The organism is Xanthomonas sp. LF07-6 (genome assembly GCF_034105445.1).
In the GTDB taxonomy this organism is placed as follows: Bacteria; Pseudomonadota; Gammaproteobacteria; order Xanthomonadales; family Xanthomonadaceae; genus Xanthomonas_A; species Xanthomonas_A sontii.
In genome coordinates this window covers 91,300-108,194 of sequence record NZ_JAXGGI010000013.1, presented here as the reverse complement: position 1 = coordinate 108,194, position 16,895 = coordinate 91,300, and the positions used below count along the sequence as shown (strand labels likewise).

Sequence of the window (16,895 nt, the reverse complement as noted above, 5' to 3'; positions counted from 1 at the left end):
AAGATCAATTCATGGCCGGATTCGTCCCGTTCCAGCACGCGCCTGCCGCCGCGGCCATCGCCGCTTCCGCCGCCGGCACGGTGGCGGCATGAGCGCCGCCGTCCCGCCGTTCGTCGTCGCCATCCCGGCCCGCTACGCCGCCTCGCGGCTGCCGGGCAAGCCCTTGCGTGCGCTCGGCGGCGAGCCGCTGGTCCGCCACGTGGCGCGGCGTGCCCTCGCCGCCGGTGCCACGCAGGTGTGGGTAGCCGCCGACGATTCCCGCATCGCCGCCGCCGTGGCCGACCTGGACGGCGTGCATGTGGCCAATACCTCTGCCGACCACGCCTCCGGCACCGACCGCCTGGCCGAGTGCGCCGACATCGCCGGCTGGGACGATGCGACCCTGGTGGTCAATCTGCAGGGCGACGAGCCGTTCGCACCGGTGGCCGGCATCGTCGCGGTGGCCCGGACCCTGGCCGACAGCGGCGCCGAGATGGCGACCCTGGGCACCCCGGTGGACGCGGCCGAGCACCTGTTCGATCCCAACGTGGTCAAGTTGGTGCGCAGCGCCGCCGGCGATGCGCTGTACTTCAGCCGCGCGCCGATCCCCTGGCACCGCGACGCCTTCGCCGCCTCGCAGACGCAGTTGCCGCTGCCCGGCCCGTGGCTGCGGCATATCGGCATCTACGCCTATCGCGCCGGCTTCCTGCGCCGGTTCGCGGCGATGCCGCCGGGCTCGCTGGAGCGGATCGAGTCGCTGGAGCAGTTGCGGGTGCTGGAAGCCGGGTTCCGCATCGCGGTGGCGTTGTCGCCGGCGCCGTTCCCGCCGGGCGTGGACACGCCCGAGGACCTGGCGCGCGCCGAGGCCTACCTGCAGGGGCAGGCATGAAGCTGCTGCTGGTGTGCCTGGGCAACATCTGCCGCTCGCCGATGGCCGAGGGCGCGCTGCGCCACCACCTGCAGCGCTCGCCGCTGGCGAGTGTGGTGGAGGTCGACTCGGCCGGCACCGGCGACTGGCACCGCGGCGAGCCGCCGGACCGGCGCGCGGTCGCCTGCGCCGCCGCCCATGACGTGGACATCGCCGGCCTGCGCGCCCGGCAACTGCGCGACCGCGACTTTGCCGAGTTCGACTGGATCCTGTGCGCCGACGCGGCCAACCTGCGCGACGTGCGCCAGCGCGCCCCGGCGGCGGCGCACGAGCGCGTGGCGCTGTGGCTGCCGTGGGCCGGAGTGCACGGCCACCGCGAGATTCCGGATCCGTACACCGGTGGCAGCGCCCAGTTCGAGCAGGTCTGGCAACTGGTAGACGAAGCCGCCGCCGGCAGCGTGGCGCGACTGTCCGCCGACCTCGGCTCCGGCATAATCGGCCGATGAATTCCATCGCCGCCCTGGAACTCCCCGCGTCCGGCGCCTGGCTCAACGCCGAGCCGATCCGCCTGCGCGATCTGCAGGGGCGGGCGCTGGTGCTGGCCTTCGTCAATGCCGCCTCGGTGTGGTGCGCGCAGCGTCTGGCCGAACTCGGCCAGTGGCAGGCGCGCAATCCCGGACGTCTGCAGGTGATCGTGGTGCAGGTGCCGCGCTTCGACAGCGAGCGCGAGCCGCAGCGGGCGCTGAAGCTGCTGCGCAGCCAGGGCGTGTCCGCGCCGGTCCTGCTCGATGCCGATTGGGCCGCCTGGCAGCGCTTCGACATCCAGGCCTGGCCGACCCTGGTGCTGATCGACGCCGGCGGTGTCGAACGCGAGCGCCTGGTCGGCATCGGCGGCGCCGAACTGGACAAGGCGCTGCACGCGCTCTGCGCCGGACAGCCGTTGCCGCTGGACGAGGACCTGCGCGATGCCCGCGAGACCCAGCCGGAGCCGCGCCTGCCGCTGCGCTTCCCGACCGGCCTGGCGGTGGCCGAGGATCGCCTGTACGTCGCCGACAGCGGCCATCACCGCATCCTCGAATGCAGCACCAGCGGACGCGTGCTGCGCCAGTTCGGCATCGGCACCGCCGACTTCATCGACGGCGCGATCGGCGAGGCGGCGTTCCACCGTCCGCGCGGGCTGGCACTGGAGCGCGGCGTGCTGTACGTGGCCGACACCGGCAACCATGCGCTGCGCCGGATCAACCTGCTCACCGGCCAGGTCGACACGCTGTGCGGCAACGGCCGCGCCGGCGAGCCGGTCGAAGGCCCGGTGGAGCAACCGCTGCTGGCGCCGCTGAACCATCCGCAGGACGTGGTGATCGCCGACAACCAGGTGCACCTGGCGATGGCCGGCGACAACCGCATCTGGAGCTACGACCTGGGCAGCCGCAGCCTGCGCTGGCGCGCCGGTGCCGGCGCGCTGGAGTTGCGCGACGGCAGCGGCCACCTGGCCGCGTTCGCGCAGCCGTGCAGCCTGGCCGCGGTGCAGCAGGTGCTGTACGTGTGCGATGCGCTGGGCTCGGCGGTGCGCTCGATGCAGTTGCGCGGCGACCTGGTGCAGACCCTGCTCGGCGGCCAGGGGCCGTGGGATTTCGGCAACGAGGACGGACCGCGCAGCCGTGCCCGCCTGCAGTTCCCGCAGTCGATCGCGCTGAGCCCGGACGCGCCGCTGCTGTGGATCGCCGACAGCGGCAACGGCAGTCTGCGCAGCTTGCGTCTGGGCGGCGGCGAACTGTCCACCGCGGCCTTGCCGCGGCGCCTGCATGGCCCGGGCGGGTTGGCGGTGAGCGCCGGCACGGTGTGGATCGCCGAGACCGATGCGCATGCGGTGCTGCGCTACGACATCGCCAGCGGCGAACTGCACGACGTCGCGATCGGCGAATGAGCACCCCCGCATTGCCCGCGTTCGATGGCAAGGCCTTTGCCGCCAACCTCAGTACCGCGCCCGGCGTCTACCGCATGTACGCCGCCGACGACACCTTGCTCTACGTCGGCAAGGCCGGCGCGCTGCGCAAGCGCGTGTCCAGCTATTTCAGCGGCTCGCCGAAGAATGCGCGGACCATGGCCATGCTGGCGCAGGTGGCGCGCATGGACGTCACCGTCACCCGCAGCGAGGGCGAGGCGCTGCTGCTGGAAAACCAGCTGATCAAGTCGCTGTCGCCGCGCTACAACGTGTCGCTGCGCGACGACAAGAGCTATCCCTACGTGCTGCTGACCCGCGAGGAGTGGCCGCGGATCACCCTGCACCGTGGCCCGCGCGCGGTGCCCGGCCGCTATTTCGGGCCGTATCCCGGCGTCACCGCGGTGCGCGAGACGCTGAACCTGATGCACAAGCTGTTCAAGCTGCGCAGCTGCGAGGACAGCGTGTTCCGCAATCGTTCGCGGCCGTGCCTGCAGTACCAGATCGGCCGTTGCAGCGCGCCGTGCGTGGCGTTGGTGGCGGCCGACGAGTACGCCGAGGCGGTGCGCCGCTCCACGCTGTTCCTGGAAGGGCGCAGCGACCAGCTCGGCGAGGAATTGGTGCAGGCGATGCAGGCCGCCAGCGAACGTCTGGAGTTCGAACGCGCCGCGCGCCTGCGCGATCTGCTGGGCTCGCTGCGCAGCATGCAGAGCCGGCAATACGTGGACGGCCGTGCCGCCGACCTCGACGTGCTGGCCTGCGCCACCCAGGGCGCCAACGCCTGCGTGCTGTTGCTGGCGTTCCGCGACGGCCGCAACCTCGGCACCCGCGCGTTCTTCCCCAAGACCAACGGCGAGGACAGTGCCGCCGAGGTGCTGGGCGCGTTCGTGTCGCAGTACTACGTCGAGCACGCGCCGCCGCGCGAGGTGCTGCTGGACCGCGAGATTCCCGACGCCGAGCTGATCGAGGCGGCGCTGAGCTCGGCCGCCGAGCGCAAGGTGCAGCTGAAGTGGAACGTGCGCGGCGAGCGCGCCGGCTACCTGGAACTGGCCAGCCGCAACGCCCAGGCCACCCTGGTCACCGAACTGACCAGTCGCAACGCCCAGCACGCGCGCAGCGAGGCGCTGCGCGAGATGCTCGGCCTTGCCGAGCCGGTCAAGCGGGTGGAGTGCTTCGACATCAGCCACACCATGGGCGAGGCCACGGTGGCCTCGTGCGTGGTGTTCGACGCCAGCGGCCCGGTGCGCAGCCAGTACCGGCGCTACAACATCAGCGGCATCGAGCCGGGCGACGACTACGCGGCGATGCGCCAGGCGATCGAGCGCCGCTTCCGTCGCGCCGCCGAAGGCGAGGGCAAGGGCGACGTGGTGCTGCCGGACGTGCTGCTGATCGACGGCGGCGCCGGCCAGCTGGCGCAGGCCACCGGGGCGCTGGCCGACCTGGGCGTGGACGGGGTGCTGCTGATCGGCGTGGCCAAGGGCGCCGAGCGCCGTGCCGGCCACGAGACCCTGGTGATGCCGGACGGGCGCGAACTGCGGCCGGGCGCGGCGTCGCCGGCGCTGCAGTTCATCCAGCAGGTGCGCGACGAGGCGCACCGCTTCGCCATCACCGGTCACCGCGGGCGCCGCCAGAAGGCGCGCATGACCAGCAAGCTGGAGGACATCCCCGGCATCGGCCCGCGCCGCCGCGCCAGCCTGCTCAAGCACTTCGGCGGGCTGGCCGGACTCAAGGCCGCCGGCGAGGCCGAGATCGCGCGGGTGGAAGGCATCAACGACGCACTGGCCGCACGAATCTACGCTAACCTGCACGGGCTGCCGGTGCCCGATCCGGCAGGCGAGTAGAGCAGCGCAATGAAGTTGACCATCCCCACCTGGCTCACGCTGCTGCGGATCGTGATGATCCCCGTGCTGGTGCTGGTGTTCTATCTGCCGTACACCTGGACCAACTTCGCCTCGGCGGCGATCTTCGGCCTGGCCGCGTTCACCGACTGGCTGGACGGCTGGGTGGCGCGGCGCTACCACCAGTACTCCGCGTTCGGCGCGTTCCTGGATCCGGTGGCCGACAAGCTGATGGTGGCGGTGGCGCTGTTCCTGATCGTGCAGGGCCACCCGACGCCGTGGATGGCGTTCTGGGCGGCGGTGATCGTCGGCCGCGAGATCGCGGTGTCGGCGCTGCGCGAATGGATGGCCGAGATCGGCCAGCGCGCCAAGGTGCGCGTGGCGATGATCGGCAAGATCAAGACCACCGCGCAGATGGTGGCGCTGCTGTGCCTGCTGTACTCGGTGATGCCCGACGGCTCGCCGCCGGAGAGCGTGTGGATGGGCTTGTTCATCTTCCACGTCGGCGACTGGACCCTGGCGATCGCCGCGATCCTGACCCTGTTGTCGGGTATCCAGTACCTGCATGCGGCCTGGCCGAGCCTGCGCGACGACGAGCGCGCGGCGGTGGCGGAAAAGAACGCGAAAAAAATCGAAGGCAACGGTTGACAGGCTGCGTGGTCCCGGTAGAATTCGCGGCCTCAAGCGGGAATAGCTCAGTTGGTAGAGCGCAACCTTGCCAAGGTTGAGGTCGCGAGTTCGAGTCTCGTTTCCCGCTCCACATTCAGCAGTACCGACATCCAGTGCAGATGCACAGGATGTCCGAAAAAGGGCTTCGGCCCTTTTTTCATGCCCGCATGCCGGCCGAAGCCACGGCGCTCGCCTGACCCGGGGCATGGCGCATCGCCGGTGCGGATGCGCCGTCCCGATTGTCGTGCCAGCCGCGCGGAGGCGAGAACGTCCCGCCTCCCTCACTGCGGCCCAGTTGGCCGAGCATTCGCGACCGTTGCAGCATGGGCCGCGCCGCTGGCGCAGGTTACGCGCTGACGCGGCCCCAGCCCGGCAATTTTTTCCTTCGCGCCTTGCAGGCGCGCGGCTGACTTCACGTCACGCCCACGCGCGCATGCACGCATTGCGTACGCGTCGGTCACAGAACGGGACAGGCCGTCGCCGAAACGTCCGCGGCATCGCGCGCAGCGACGCCGTCCGCCGCATTGCGCTGCGGTTTCGCCGGTACTTGGCACGCGATTTGCGCTGAGTCTCCCACGCCAGGCGATGACGCCCGGCCTCTGCGAGGAGTCGATGATGGATGGCGCAATTCCTTCCCCTACCACCCAAGCGCCACCGCGCGCGTTGGTCGCCGGCGGTGCCGGCTTCGTCGGCGCGCATCTGTGCGAGCGTCTGCTGGACGACGGTTACGACGTCACCGTGCTGGACAACCTGCTGACCGGTTCGCTGGACAACATCGCGCACCTGCTGGCGCGTCCGCGTTTCCGCTTCGTCGCCCACGACGTAGTGCAGCCGTATCAGGCCAAGGTCGACTGGGTGTTCAACCTGGCCTGCTGCGCTTCGCCGGTGCATTACCAAGCGCGTCCGCTGCATACCCTGCAGACCTGCCTGGAAGGTGCGATCAACCTGTTGGAGGTGGCGCGCAGCAATGGCGCGACCATCTTCCAGGCCTCCACCAGCGAGGTCTACGGCGAGCCGGAAGTGCATCCGCAGCGCGAGGACTATCGCGGCGCGGTCAGCCCGATCGGCCCGCGCGCCTGCTACGACGAGGGCAAGCGCTGCGCCGAAGCGGCGTTCTTTGACTATCACCGCCTGTATGCCACCGACATCAAGGTCGGGCGCATCTTCAACACCTACGGGCCGCGCATGCGCAACGACGACGGCCGGGTGGTGTCCAACCTGATCGTGCAGGCGCTGCGCGGGCAACCGCTGACCCTGTACGGCGACGGCAGCCAGACCCGCTCGTTCTGCTACGTCTCCGATCTGGTCGAGGGCATCGTGCAACTGATGCGCAGCCCGCGTGGCTGGACCGGTCCGGTCAACCTCGGCAACCCGCACGAGATCACCGTGGCCGAACTGGCGCAGCGCATCCTCGCGCTGACCGGCTCGTCCTCGCGCATCGTGCGCCGGCCCATCCCCAAGGACGATCCGACCCGGCGTTGTCCGGACATCGGCCTGGCGCGGCGCGAGCTCGGCTGGGAACCGCGGGTGGCGCTGGACGAGGGCCTGCGCAGCACCATCGCCTGGTTCCAGGCGCATCTGCACGACATCCCGGACCTGGAGGTGGAACGTGACTGTGCATGAACTCAGGAGCAGCGCCAGCCGCGCGCAGGCCGGCAAGCGCGTGCTGATCACCGGTGGCGCCGGCTTCGTCGGCTCGCATCTGGCCGACGAACTGCTTGCCCACGGCTACCGGGTGCGGGTGCTGGACAACCTGTGCGCGCAGGTGCACGGCATGCAGGCCGCGCGACCGGCGTATCTCGCGGAGGACGTGGAGCTGATGGTCGGCGACGTCTGCGATCCGGTGGCGGTACGGCTTGCGCTGCGCGATGTGGACGGGGTGTTTCACCTCGCCGCGGCAGTCGGCGTCGGCCAGAGCATGTACCAGATCGCGCACTACACCCATACCAACAATCTCGGCACCGCGGTGCTGCTGGAAGCGCTGGTGGAGCGGCCGGTGCAGCGGCTGGTGGTGGCGTCGAGCATGAGCATCTACGGCGAGGGCGCCTACGTCGATGCCGACGGCACGCCGGTGCCGGTGCGCGAGCGCCCGCTGGCGCAACTGCGCCGCGCGCAGTGGGAGCCGAGCGTGGACGGGCGCCCGCTGCAGCCGGTGCCGACCGACGAACGCAAGCCGGCCGAACCTTCCTCGGTGTACGCGCTGTCCAAGCTGGACCAGGAACGCCTGTGCCTGATCGTCGGCCAGGCGTATGCGATCCCGACCACCGCGTTGCGCTTCTTCAACATCTACGGCACGCGCCAGGCGCTGTCCAATCCCTACACCGGTGTGCTGGCGATCTTCGCGGCGCGGTTGCTCAACCGCAAACCGCCGGTGATCTTCGAGGACGGTGCGCAACGCCGCGATTTCGTCCATGTCAGCGACGTCGCGCGCGCCTGCCGCCTGGCCTACGAATGCGAAAGCGCCGCCGGCCTGGCGCTCAACGTCGGCAGCGGCCAGGCGGTCAGCATCAACGAAGTGGGGCAGCGCATCGCCGCGGCGATGGGCATCGGCGATCTGCCGCCGCAGGTCTCCGGCAACTACCGGGTCGGCGACATCCGCCACTGCTTCGCCGATATCGCGCTGGCCCGCGAACGCATCGGCTATGCGCCGCAGGTGGACCTGCAGCAGGGCCTGGAAGAACTGGTGGAGTGGCTGCGCGAGCAGACCGCCGCCGACGGCGTGGAGGCGGCCAATGCCGAGCTGGCGCGGCGGGGGTTGCAGGGATGAGCGCACAGGCACGCGAACGGCTGGCCGAGATCGGCCTGATCGAATGGTTGCGCATCGGCGACGAGGATGCGGTGCATGCGCTGTTGCGCGACATGCGCGAGCTCGGCGTGCGCCGGCTGCGCACCCAGTTCTCCTGGGCCGACTGGCACACCGCCGAAGGCGAGCGCTGGTACGCCTGGCTGATGCCGCTGCTGAGCGCCCACTGCGAGGTGCTGCCGTGCTTCTGCTACACCCCGCCATCGCTGGGGCTGGAGCCGCGCACGGCGTCGCCGCCGCGCGACAGCAAGGCCTTCGCCGATTTCATCGACCAGGTGGTGGGTCGCTTCGGCGCCGGCTTCGAGTGGATCGAACTGTGGAACGAGCCGAACAACCTCAACGACTGGGACTGGCACCTGGACCACGACTGGCAGCGCTTCGCCGAGATGATCGGCCAGGCCGCGCACTGGGCGCACCAGTTGGGCAAGAAGACCCTGCTCGGCGGCATGTGCCCGACCGATCCGAACTGGCTGGCGCTGATGGCGCAGCGTGGGGCGCTGGCGCACATCGACGCGGTCGGCGTGCACGGCTTTCCCGGCACCTGGGATTTCCGCCGCCGGCCGTGGGCGGAGGTGCTCGGCGACGTCCGCGCGGTGCTGGCCGCGCACGGTCTGCAGCCGCAGGTCTGGCTCAGCGAGACCGGGTATTCGACCTGGCGGCATGACGAGATCGAGCAGGTACGGCAGTTGCGCGAGACCCTGGATGCGCCGGTGGAGCGGCTGTACTGGTATGCCGCGCGCGACCTGCACGGCAGCATCAGCCACCAGGACGGTTTCCACGAGGACGAGCGCCACTATCACTTCGGCCTGCGCGACGAGCGCGGCCGCGCCAAGCTGCTGTACCGGCTGTGGGCCGAGCAGGGCTACGACGGCATCCAGGCGCTGGCGTCGCTGCACCACGAGCACGGCGCCAACCTGTCGCGCGCGCCGCGCCCGGACCTCGCGCCGGCGCCGACGGTCGCGCCACGCGCCGACGCGCACGCGCCGATCCACACCCTGCCGCGGTCGCGTGGGCAGGATGCGGTGCTGATCACCGGCGGCGCCGGCTTCATCGGCACCAATCTGGCCGCGCGCCTGCTCGACAGCGGACGCCGGGTCATCGTCTACGACAACCTGTCGCGCCCGGGCGTGGAGCACAACCTGCAGTGGCTGCGTCGCCACTATCCCGGCGAGCGTCTGCAGGTGGAAGTGGGCGACGTGCGCGATCGGCATCTGCTCGGCGATGCAGTGGCGCAGGCGGCGCAGGTGTTCCACCTGGCCGCGCAGGTGGCGGTGACCTCCAGCCTGGAGGATCCGTCGCACGACTTCGAGGTCAACCTGCGCGGCACCTTCAACGTGCTCGAGGCGATCCGCGGCGCGCGGCGCCCGCCGCCGCTGCTGTTCACCTCCACCAACAAGGTCTATGGCGCGCTGGACGACGTCGCTCTGGAAGCCGACGCGCAGCGCTACCAGCCGAGCGATCCGCTGCTGCGCGCGCGCGGCATCGACGAGCGCCGCGCGCTGGATTTCCACAGCCCCTACGGCTGCTCCAAGGGCGGTGCCGACCAGTACGTGCTGGACTATGCGCGCAGCTTCGGCCTGCAGGCGGTGGTGCTGCGGATGAGCTGCATCTACGGCCCGCACCAATGCGGCAACGAAGACCAGGGCTGGGTCGCGCATTTCCTGATCCGCGCGCTGCAGGGGCAGCCGATCACCGTATACGGCGATGGCCGCCAGGTCCGCGATCTGTTGTTCGTGGACGACCTGGTCGAGGCGTTCCTGCAATGCCAGGCGCAGATGCCGCGGCTGTCCGGGCGGGCGTTCAACATGGGCGGCGGCCCGGCCAATGCCGCCAGCCTGCGCGAGGTGCTGCGGCGGATCGAGGTCCTGGTCGGCCATCGCCTGGAGCTGGCGCACGCCGCGCCGCGGGTCGGCGACCAGCGCTACTACGTCTCCGACACACGCGCCTTCGCCGCGGCCACCGGCTGGTCGCCTCGCGTCGGCGCCGATGCCGGCATCGCGCGCCTGCACCGTTGGCTGCACACGCAGGCCGAGCGCGCCGTACCTGTTTCCCCACCGCAACGGAGGATCCACGCCGCATGAACAGCATGCATGCCGCCGTCTTCGAAGGCCCAGGCCGCATCGTCACCCAGCGCCAGCCACGCCCCGAACCTGCGCCGCAGCAGGTGCGGGTGCGCCTGCACGGCTGCGGCGTGTGCGCGTCCAATCTGCCGGTGTGGGCCGGCCGGCCGTGGTTCGCCTATCCGTTCGAACCAGGTGCGCCCGGCCACGAAGGCTGGGGCGAGGTCGACGCGGTCGGCGCCGAGGTCCGCGACTGGGCGCCGGGCGATCGCGTCGCGCTGCTGTCCGGCCGCGCCTATGCCGAGTACGACATCGCCGAACCCGACGCGCTGGTGCGCTTGCCACCGGCGCTGTCCGGTCTCGACCTGCCGGGCGAGCCGCTGGCCTGCGCGATGAACATCCTGCGCCGCAGCGACATCCGCCCCGGGCAGACCGTAGCGGTGGTCGGCGTCGGCTTCATCGGCGCGCTGCTGATCCAACTGGCCACCGGGCTGGGTGCGCAGATGATCGCGCTGTCGCGGCGCGAGTACGCCCTGCAGGTCGCACGCGAGTGCGGCGCTAGCGCAACCCTCGCCACAGAGGATCGGTACGCGGCGATCGGCGCGGTGCACGAACTCACCGGCGGCAGCGGCTGCCTGCGGGTGATCGAGGCCGCCGGCGAGCAGGTCACCCTCGACATCGCCAGTGCGCTGTGCAGTGAAGGCGGGCGCCTGGTCATCGCCGGCTACCACCAGGACGGCCCGCGCCAGGTCGACATGCAGCAGTGGAACTGGCGCGGCCTGGACGTGGTCAACGCGCACGAGCGCGATCCGCGGGTGGCGTTGCGCGGCCTGCAGGAGGCGGTGGAGGCGGTCGCCGACGGGCGCCTGGATCCGTTTCCGCTGTTGACCCACCGCTATGCGCTGGACCGGTTGCCGCAGGCATTCGCGGACATGGAGGCGCGCCCCGAGGGCTTCCTCAAAGGCGTGGTGCTGGCATGAACGCGTGGGCGCAACCGCGGTGGCGTGCACCGCGACTCGGCTTTCTTGGCGTCGGCTGGATCGGACGCGCGCGCATGCGCGCCCTGGCCGACAGCGGGCTCGGCGAGGTGGTGGCGATCGCCGATGCCAGCGCGACGGCGCTGCACGACGCACGCCAGGACGCACCGGCCGCGGACCTGCTGCCCGACCTGGAGGCGCTGCTAGCGCGTGAGGACCTGGACGGTGTGGTCATCGCCACGCCCAGCGGTGCGCACGCCGCGCAGGCCGCTGCGGCGTTGCAGCGCGGCCTGGCGGTGTTCTGCCAGAAGCCGTTGACCCGCACAGCGGCCGAAGCCGAGCAGCTGCTGGCGCTGGCGCAACGCCACGACCGTCTGCTCGCGGTGGATTTCAGCTATCGCTTCGCCAAGGGCATGGCGACGCTGCGCGAGCAGATCGCGCAGGGCGCACTGGGCGAGGTGTTCGCGATCGACCTGCTGTTCCACAACGCCTACGGCCCGGACAAGGACTGGTTCTACGACATCGCCCGTTCCGGCGGCGGCTGCGTGATCGACCTGGGCATCCACCTGTTGGACCTGGCGATGTGGCTCACCGGCAGCGGCGGCCACCACGACCTGCAGGCGGCGCTGTACGCGCAGGGCCGGCCGCTGACCCGGCCGGTGCGGCAGGTGGAGGACTACGCCAGCGCGCAGTGGCGCATGGACAACGGCGCCAGCGTGCGCATGGCCTGCTCGTGGCGGCTGCCGGCCGGTTGCGACGCGGTGATCCAGGCCAACGTGTACGGCACCGGTGGCGGCGCGGCGCTGCGCAATGTCGACGGCTCGTTCTTCGACTTCGCCGTGGACCGTTTCGACGGCACGCGCTGCGAGCGCCTGGCCTCGCCACCGGATGCCTGGGGCGGGCGCGCTTTGCTGGACTGGGCCGAGCGCTTGGGCGCCGACCCCGGGTTCGACCCGGCGGCGCTGCAGTTGCTCGAGGTCGCCCGCACTGTGGATGCGCTCTATGGACGCTGAGCGGCCGCTGCGGATCCTGATGACCGCCGACACCGTCGGCGGCGTGTGGCAGTACGCGCTGAGCCTGTGCCGCGTGCTGACCGCGCAGGGCGATCGCGTGGAACTGGCGACGATGGGCGCGACCCCGACGCCGGCGCAGTGGCGCGAGGCCGCGGCGATCCCGGGGCTGCGTCTGCACGCCAGTGGCTACCGGCTGTTGTGGATGGCCGATCCCTGGGCCGATGTCGCCGCCGCCGGGCGCTGGCTGCAGGCGCTGGCCGCGCAGGTGCGGCCGGACGTGGTGCATCTGAACGACTATGCGCATGGGACGCTGGCGTGGCCGGCGCCGGTGCTGATGACCGCGCATTCCTGCGTCGGTTCCTGGTGGCAGGCGGTGTGCGGCGAGGCATTGCCGCCCGAGTGGGATCACTACCGCGCCGCGGTCGCCGCGGGCCTGGCGGCGGCCGATCACGTGGTCGCGCCGACCCAGGCAATGCTTTCGGCGTTGCGTGCGCAGTATCCGCTGGACACGCCATGCAGCGTGATCGCCAACGGCGCCGTGCCGCTGTCGCGGCCGGTGCCGGCCAGCGCCAAGCGACCGCTGGTGCTGGCGGCGGGGCGGCTGTGGGACGAAGCGAAAAATCTGCGGACGCTGGCGGCGGTCGCACCGCGATTGCCGTGGGCGCTACGCATCGCCGGCGAGGCGGCGCATCCGGACGGCGGCAGCGCGGCGATCGCGCAGGCGCTGCTGCTGGGCCAGCTGCCGCCGTCGCGCCTGCGCCGCTGGATGGCACGCGCCAGCGTGTATGCGTTGCCGGCGCGCTACGAACCGTTCGGGTTGTCGGCGCTGGAAGCCGCGCAGGCCGGCTGCGCGCTGCTGCTGGGGGACATCCCCAGCCTGCGCGAGGTCTGGGGCGAGGCGGCGCTGTACGTCGCGCCGGACGACGCGCAGGCGCTGACGGCGCAGTTGCAGCGCCTGATCGGCGATCCGCTGCTGCGTCAGCGCATGGCCCGGCGCGCGGTCGCGCAGGCGCGCCGCTACACCGCCACTGCCATGGCCGCGGCCTATCGCCAGCGCTATCGGGCGCTGATCGCGCATCGCGGCACGCCGCGCGTGACCGGACGGGCCGGCCCGCCGGTCCCCATGTTCTCCTCGATCGGAGTCGGTGCATGAACTTCGTGCTGTTCTATCACTCGCTGGTGTCGGACTGGAACCACGGCAATGCGCATTTCCTGCGCGGCATCGTCGCCGAACTGCAGGCGCGCGGGCACGCGGTGGCGGTGTACGAGCCGCACGACAGCTGGAGCCGTGCGCAACTGCAGGCGGAGGAGGGCGAAGCGCCTTTGCAGGCCTTCGCCGATGCCTTTCCGCAGCTGCGCAGCACGCGCTACGACCTGGCCACGCTGGATCTGGCGCAGGTGCTGGACGGTGCCGACGTGGTGCTGGTACACGAATGGAACGCGCCGGCGCTGATCGCGCGGATCTGCCGCGAGGCGCCTGCCGGATGTCGCGTGTTGTTCCATGACACCCACCACCGCTCGGTCAGCGCCCCCGACGAGATGGCGCAGTTCGACCTGTCCGACTACGACGGCGTGCTCGCCTTTGGCGAAGCGGTGCGCCAGCAGTATCTGCGCCATGGCTGGAGCGCGCGCGTGTGGACCTGGCACGAGGCGGCGGATCTGCGCGTGTTCCAGCCGCAGCTCGGGCAGGCGCAGCAGGGCGACCTGCTGTGGATCGGCAACTGGGGCGACGACGAGCGCGCGCAGGAACTGGACACCTTCCTGATCCAGCCGGTGCGGCGCCTGCGCCTGCGCGCGCGCATCCATGGCGTGCGCTATCCGCCGCAGGCCTTGCAGGCGCTGGCCGCGGCCGGCATCGATTATGCGGGCTGGCTGCCCAACCATCGCGCGCCGCAGGCGTTCGCGCATTTCCGCGTCACCGTGCACGTGCCGCGGCGGCCCTACGTGCGCGCCTTGCCCGGCATTCCCACGATCCGCGTGTTCGAGGCGCTGGCCTGCGGCATTCCGCTGGTGTGCGCGCCGTGGGAGGACGCCGAACAGTTGTTCGCGCCCGGCCGCGACTACCTGGTGGCGCGCGACGGTGAGCAGATGCAGCGCCACCTGCACGACGTGCTGCACGACGCCGAGCTGGCCGCGGCGCTGCGCATGCAAGGTCTGCACACCATCCGCACCCGCCACAGTTGCGCGCACCGCGTCGACGAACTGCTGGCGGTCCTCGCCGAACTCGACGCGCCCGCCGCGCACCACGACCACCGGAGCCTCAGTCATGCCTAGCCCGTTGCAGATCGCCTTCTTCGGTTCCAGCCTGGTGTCCTCGTATTGGAACGGGGCGGCCACCTACTACCGGGGCCTGTTGCATGCATTGGCGCAGCGCGGCCACCGCATCCACTTCTTCGAGCCCGATGCGTTCGGGCGCCAGCAGCACCGCGACATCGACGATCCGGAGTGGGCGCAGGTCACCGTGTATCCCGGGGCCGCCGAGGCCGATGCGGCGCGCGCGCTGGAGCAGGCGCGCGGCGCCGACGTGGTGGTCAAGGCCAGCGGCGTCGGCGTGTTCGATGCGTTCCTGGAGCGCGAAGTGCTGGGCCTGCGCTCGCCGCGCACCCAGGTGCTGTTCTGGGACGTGGACGCGCCGGCGACGCTGGAGCGGGTGCAGGCCGATGCGGGCGATCCGTTCCGCGCGCAGATCCCGCGCTACGACCTGGTGCTGACCTACGGCGGCGGGCCGCGCGTGGTCTCCGCCTATCGCGCACTGGGCGCGGCCGAATGCGTGCCGATCTACAACGCGCTGGACCCCTCGAGCCACCATCCGTCGCCGGCGCAGCGGGATTTTGCCGCCGACCTGGGCTTCCTCGGCAACCGCCTGCCGGACCGCGAGGCGCGGGTGCGGCAGTTCTTCCTGGAACCGGCGCGGCGCCTGCCTGACGCGAGATTCCTGCTCGGCGGCAGCGGTTGGGACGCAGACCTGCCGGACAACGTGCGCACGCTCGGCCACGTGTCCACGCGCGACCACAACGCCTTCAACTGCAGCGTGCGCATGGTGCTCAACGTCAACCGCGACAGCATGGCGCGCTTCGGCTGGTCGCCGCCGACGCGGGTGTTCGAGGCGGCCGGCGCCGGCGCCTGCATGATCGTCGATGCCTGGGAAGGGATCGAGGCGTTCCTCGAACCGCAGCGCGAGGTGCTGGTCGCGCACGACAGCGAGCAGGTGGCGCATTACCTGCAACGCATCGACGCCGCGCAGGCGCAGGCGATTGGCGCGCGGGCACGGCAACGCCTGTTGCGCGACCACACCTACACGCACCGTGCGCGCGAGGTGGAAGCCTTGCTGGACGCGCGGCAGCGGGAGGCGGCGTGATGGCCGCGCGCGATATCGTCATCCTCGGCCTGAGCCTGCGCTCGTCCTGGGGCAACGGCCATGCCACCACCTACCGCGGACTGATCGCCGCGCTGCAGGCGCGCGGCGACCGCGTGCTGTTCCTGGAGCGCGACGTGCCTTGGTACGCCGAGCACCAGGATCCGCCGGCGCAGTTGCCGTGCGCGCCGGTGCTGTATGCCAGCCTCGAGGAACTGCAGGATCGGCACGCCGCCGCGATCGCCGCGGCGGACCTGGTGATCGTGGGTTCCTACGTGCCCAACGGCATCGCCGTGGGCACGTGGGTGCAGCAGACCGCGCGCGGCGTGGTCGCGTTCTACGACATCGACACCCCGGTGACCCTGACGGCGCTGCAGCGCGGCGACTGCGCCTACCTGTCGCCGGCGCTGATTCCGCACTATGACCTGTATCTGTCCTTCACCGGCGGCCCGACCCTGCAACGCTTGGAACGCGTCTACGGCGCGCCGCGCGCGGTGCCGCTGTACTGCGCGTTCGATCCGGAGCAATACCGGCCGCAGCCGCAGGCGCATCGTTACGACCTGGGCTACATGGGCACCTACAGCGACGACCGCCAGCCGCCGCTGGAGCGGCTGTTGCTGCAGCCGGCGCTGGCCTGGCCGCAGGGCCGCTTCGTGATCGCCGGTCCGCTGTATCCGCCGCACATCGTCTGGCCGGACAACGTGCAGCGCTGCGCGCACCTGCCGCCGGCGCAGCATATGGACTTCTACAACCAGCAGCGCTTCACCCTCAATCTGACCCGTGCCGACATGGTGCTGGCCGGCTGGTCGCCCAGCGTGCGCCTGTTCGAAGCGGCGGCCTGCGCCACGCCGATCATCTCCGATCCCTGGGAAGGCCTGGAAACGCTGTTCGCGCCTGGCAGGGAAATCCTGATCGCACGGCGTGCGGCCGACGTACTGGGCTGGCTCCGCGAGCTGCCGGAAGCGCAGCGCATGGCGATCGGCGAGGCGGGGCGCCGCCGCGTGCTCGCCGAACACACCGCCGCGCATCGCGCGCAGGCCCTGCACGATGCCCTCGACCGCGTCGCCGACGCGGCGCCATCCACCTCCGCCAGGAGATCCTCGCATGCCCTCGCATGACGCCAAGACCACCACCGATCACGACGAGATCCGCCGCTGGGCCGAGGCGCGCGGCGGCCGTCCGGCCAGCGTGCGCGGCACCGAAGCCGACGAGGATGCCGGCGTGCTGCGCATCCTGTTCCGCGACGATGCGGCGCTGGAAGAAATCAGCTGGGACGACTTCTTCGACAAGTTCGAAGAAGAAGAGCTGGCCTTCCTGTATCAGGAGAAGACCAGCGACGGCAGCCAGAGCCGCTTCTTCAAGTTCGTCAACCGCTGAGCCGCGCTCGGCGCCTT

15 protein-coding genes and 1 tRNA gene are annotated in these 16,895 nt (G+C 71.1%); all 16 read left to right on the top strand.

The window, feature by feature from the left end:
* The first annotated feature begins 88 nt into the window (after positions 1–88).
* Positions 89–868, top strand: a complete 780-nt coding sequence (kdsB, locus tag SLW56_RS17265) for a 3-deoxy-manno-octulosonate cytidylyltransferase (protein WP_320695225.1) — start codon at positions 89–91, stop codon at positions 866–868.
* Positions 865–1,353: a low molecular weight protein-tyrosine-phosphatase gene (locus SLW56_RS17260; RefSeq protein ID WP_043095836.1), complete on the top strand. Its 489-nt coding sequence runs from the start codon at positions 865–867 to the stop codon at positions 1,351–1,353. The genes kdsB and SLW56_RS17260 overlap by 4 nt, the downstream gene beginning before the upstream one ends.
* Positions 1,350–2,771 (top strand): hypothetical protein, encoded by a 1,422-nt coding sequence (locus tag SLW56_RS17255; RefSeq protein ID WP_320695224.1) that lies wholly within the window; start codon positions 1,350–1,352, stop codon positions 2,769–2,771. Before SLW56_RS17260 ends, SLW56_RS17255 begins: the two co-directional genes overlap by 4 nt.
* Positions 2,768–4,627 (top strand): excinuclease ABC subunit UvrC, encoded by a 1,860-nt coding sequence (gene uvrC, locus SLW56_RS17250; RefSeq protein WP_043095834.1) that lies wholly within the window; start codon positions 2,768–2,770, stop codon positions 4,625–4,627. Before SLW56_RS17255 ends, uvrC begins: the two co-directional genes overlap by 4 nt.
* A gap of 9 nt (positions 4,628–4,636) precedes the next feature.
* Positions 4,637–5,272 (top strand): CDP-diacylglycerol--glycerol-3-phosphate 3-phosphatidyltransferase, encoded by a 636-nt coding sequence (gene pgsA / locus SLW56_RS17245; protein ID WP_153750816.1) that lies wholly within the window; start codon positions 4,637–4,639, stop codon positions 5,270–5,272.
* Between the two features lie 36 nt (positions 5,273–5,308).
* A tRNA-Gly gene (locus tag SLW56_RS17240) sits at positions 5,309–5,384 on the top strand.
* Between the two features lie 524 nt (positions 5,385–5,908).
* Complete coding sequence (locus tag SLW56_RS17235; protein WP_051067897.1) at positions 5,909–6,916, top strand: UDP-glucuronic acid decarboxylase family protein; 1,008 nt, start codon at positions 5,909–5,911, stop codon at positions 6,914–6,916.
* On the top strand, positions 6,903–8,060 hold the full coding sequence (locus SLW56_RS17230) for an NAD-dependent epimerase/dehydratase family protein (RefSeq protein WP_267103570.1): 1,158 nt from the start codon (positions 6,903–6,905) through the stop codon (positions 8,058–8,060). The genes SLW56_RS17235 and SLW56_RS17230 overlap by 14 nt, the downstream gene beginning before the upstream one ends.
* The gene (locus SLW56_RS17225) at positions 8,057–10,177 is read left to right on the top strand and encodes an NAD-dependent epimerase/dehydratase family protein (RefSeq protein WP_150408918.1); all 2,121 of its coding nucleotides are present in this window, start codon (positions 8,057–8,059) and stop codon (positions 10,175–10,177) included. The genes SLW56_RS17230 and SLW56_RS17225 overlap by 4 nt, the downstream gene beginning before the upstream one ends.
* Entirely contained in the window at positions 10,174–11,136 is a 963-nt protein-coding gene (locus tag SLW56_RS17220) for a zinc-binding dehydrogenase (protein ID WP_150408919.1), read from the top strand. The genes SLW56_RS17225 and SLW56_RS17220 overlap by 4 nt, the downstream gene beginning before the upstream one ends.
* Positions 11,133–12,146: a Gfo/Idh/MocA family oxidoreductase gene (locus tag SLW56_RS17215; RefSeq protein WP_267103999.1), complete on the top strand. Its 1,014-nt coding sequence runs from the start codon at positions 11,133–11,135 to the stop codon at positions 12,144–12,146. Before SLW56_RS17220 ends, SLW56_RS17215 begins: the two co-directional genes overlap by 4 nt.
* A 19-nt stretch (positions 12,147–12,165) precedes the next feature.
* Entirely contained in the window at positions 12,166–13,299 is a 1,134-nt protein-coding gene (locus SLW56_RS17210; RefSeq protein ID WP_320695223.1) for a glycosyltransferase family 4 protein, read from the top strand.
* Entirely contained in the window at positions 13,296–14,420 is a 1,125-nt protein-coding gene (locus SLW56_RS17205; RefSeq protein ID WP_295909420.1) for a glycosyltransferase, read from the top strand. Before SLW56_RS17210 ends, SLW56_RS17205 begins: the two co-directional genes overlap by 4 nt.
* Complete coding sequence (locus SLW56_RS17200; RefSeq protein WP_295909421.1) at positions 14,413–15,504, top strand: glycosyltransferase; 1,092 nt, start codon at positions 14,413–14,415, stop codon at positions 15,502–15,504. Before SLW56_RS17205 ends, SLW56_RS17200 begins: the two co-directional genes overlap by 8 nt.
* Positions 15,504–16,619, top strand: coding sequence for a glycosyltransferase (locus SLW56_RS17195; RefSeq protein ID WP_148828421.1), 1,116 nt, complete (start codon positions 15,504–15,506; stop codon positions 16,617–16,619). The genes SLW56_RS17200 and SLW56_RS17195 overlap by 1 nt, the downstream gene beginning before the upstream one ends.
* Positions 16,606–16,878, top strand: a complete 273-nt coding sequence (locus SLW56_RS17190; RefSeq protein WP_017917327.1) for a hypothetical protein — start codon at positions 16,606–16,608, stop codon at positions 16,876–16,878. The genes SLW56_RS17195 and SLW56_RS17190 overlap by 14 nt, the downstream gene beginning before the upstream one ends.
* Positions 16,879–16,895: the final 17 nt, after the last annotated feature.

Coding starts and splice junctions, on each gene's coding strand:
- kdsB (WP_320695225.1), top strand. CDS start 89: ATGAGCGCCGCCGTCCCGCCGTTCGTCGTCGCCATCCCGGCCCGCTAC.
- SLW56_RS17260 (WP_043095836.1), top strand. CDS start 865: ATGAAGCTGCTGCTGGTGTGCCTGGGCAACATCTGCCGCTCGCCGATG.
- SLW56_RS17255 (WP_320695224.1), top strand. CDS start 1,350: ATGAATTCCATCGCCGCCCTGGAACTCCCCGCGTCCGGCGCCTGGCTC.
- uvrC (WP_043095834.1), top strand. CDS start 2,768: ATGAGCACCCCCGCATTGCCCGCGTTCGATGGCAAGGCCTTTGCCGCC.
- pgsA (WP_153750816.1), top strand. CDS start 4,637: ATGAAGTTGACCATCCCCACCTGGCTCACGCTGCTGCGGATCGTGATG.
- SLW56_RS17235 (WP_051067897.1), top strand. CDS start 5,909: ATGGATGGCGCAATTCCTTCCCCTACCACCCAAGCGCCACCGCGCGCG.
- SLW56_RS17225 (WP_150408918.1), top strand. CDS start 8,057: ATGAGCGCACAGGCACGCGAACGGCTGGCCGAGATCGGCCTGATCGAA.
- SLW56_RS17220 (WP_150408919.1), top strand. CDS start 10,174: ATGAACAGCATGCATGCCGCCGTCTTCGAAGGCCCAGGCCGCATCGTC.
- SLW56_RS17215 (WP_267103999.1), top strand. CDS start 11,133: ATGAACGCGTGGGCGCAACCGCGGTGGCGTGCACCGCGACTCGGCTTT.
- SLW56_RS17210 (WP_320695223.1), top strand. CDS start 12,166: ATGACCGCCGACACCGTCGGCGGCGTGTGGCAGTACGCGCTGAGCCTG.
- SLW56_RS17205 (WP_295909420.1), top strand. CDS start 13,296: ATGAACTTCGTGCTGTTCTATCACTCGCTGGTGTCGGACTGGAACCAC.
- SLW56_RS17200 (WP_295909421.1), top strand. CDS start 14,413: ATGCCTAGCCCGTTGCAGATCGCCTTCTTCGGTTCCAGCCTGGTGTCC.
- SLW56_RS17195 (WP_148828421.1), top strand. CDS start 15,504: ATGGCCGCGCGCGATATCGTCATCCTCGGCCTGAGCCTGCGCTCGTCC.
- SLW56_RS17190 (WP_017917327.1), top strand. CDS start 16,606: ATGCCCTCGCATGACGCCAAGACCACCACCGATCACGACGAGATCCGC.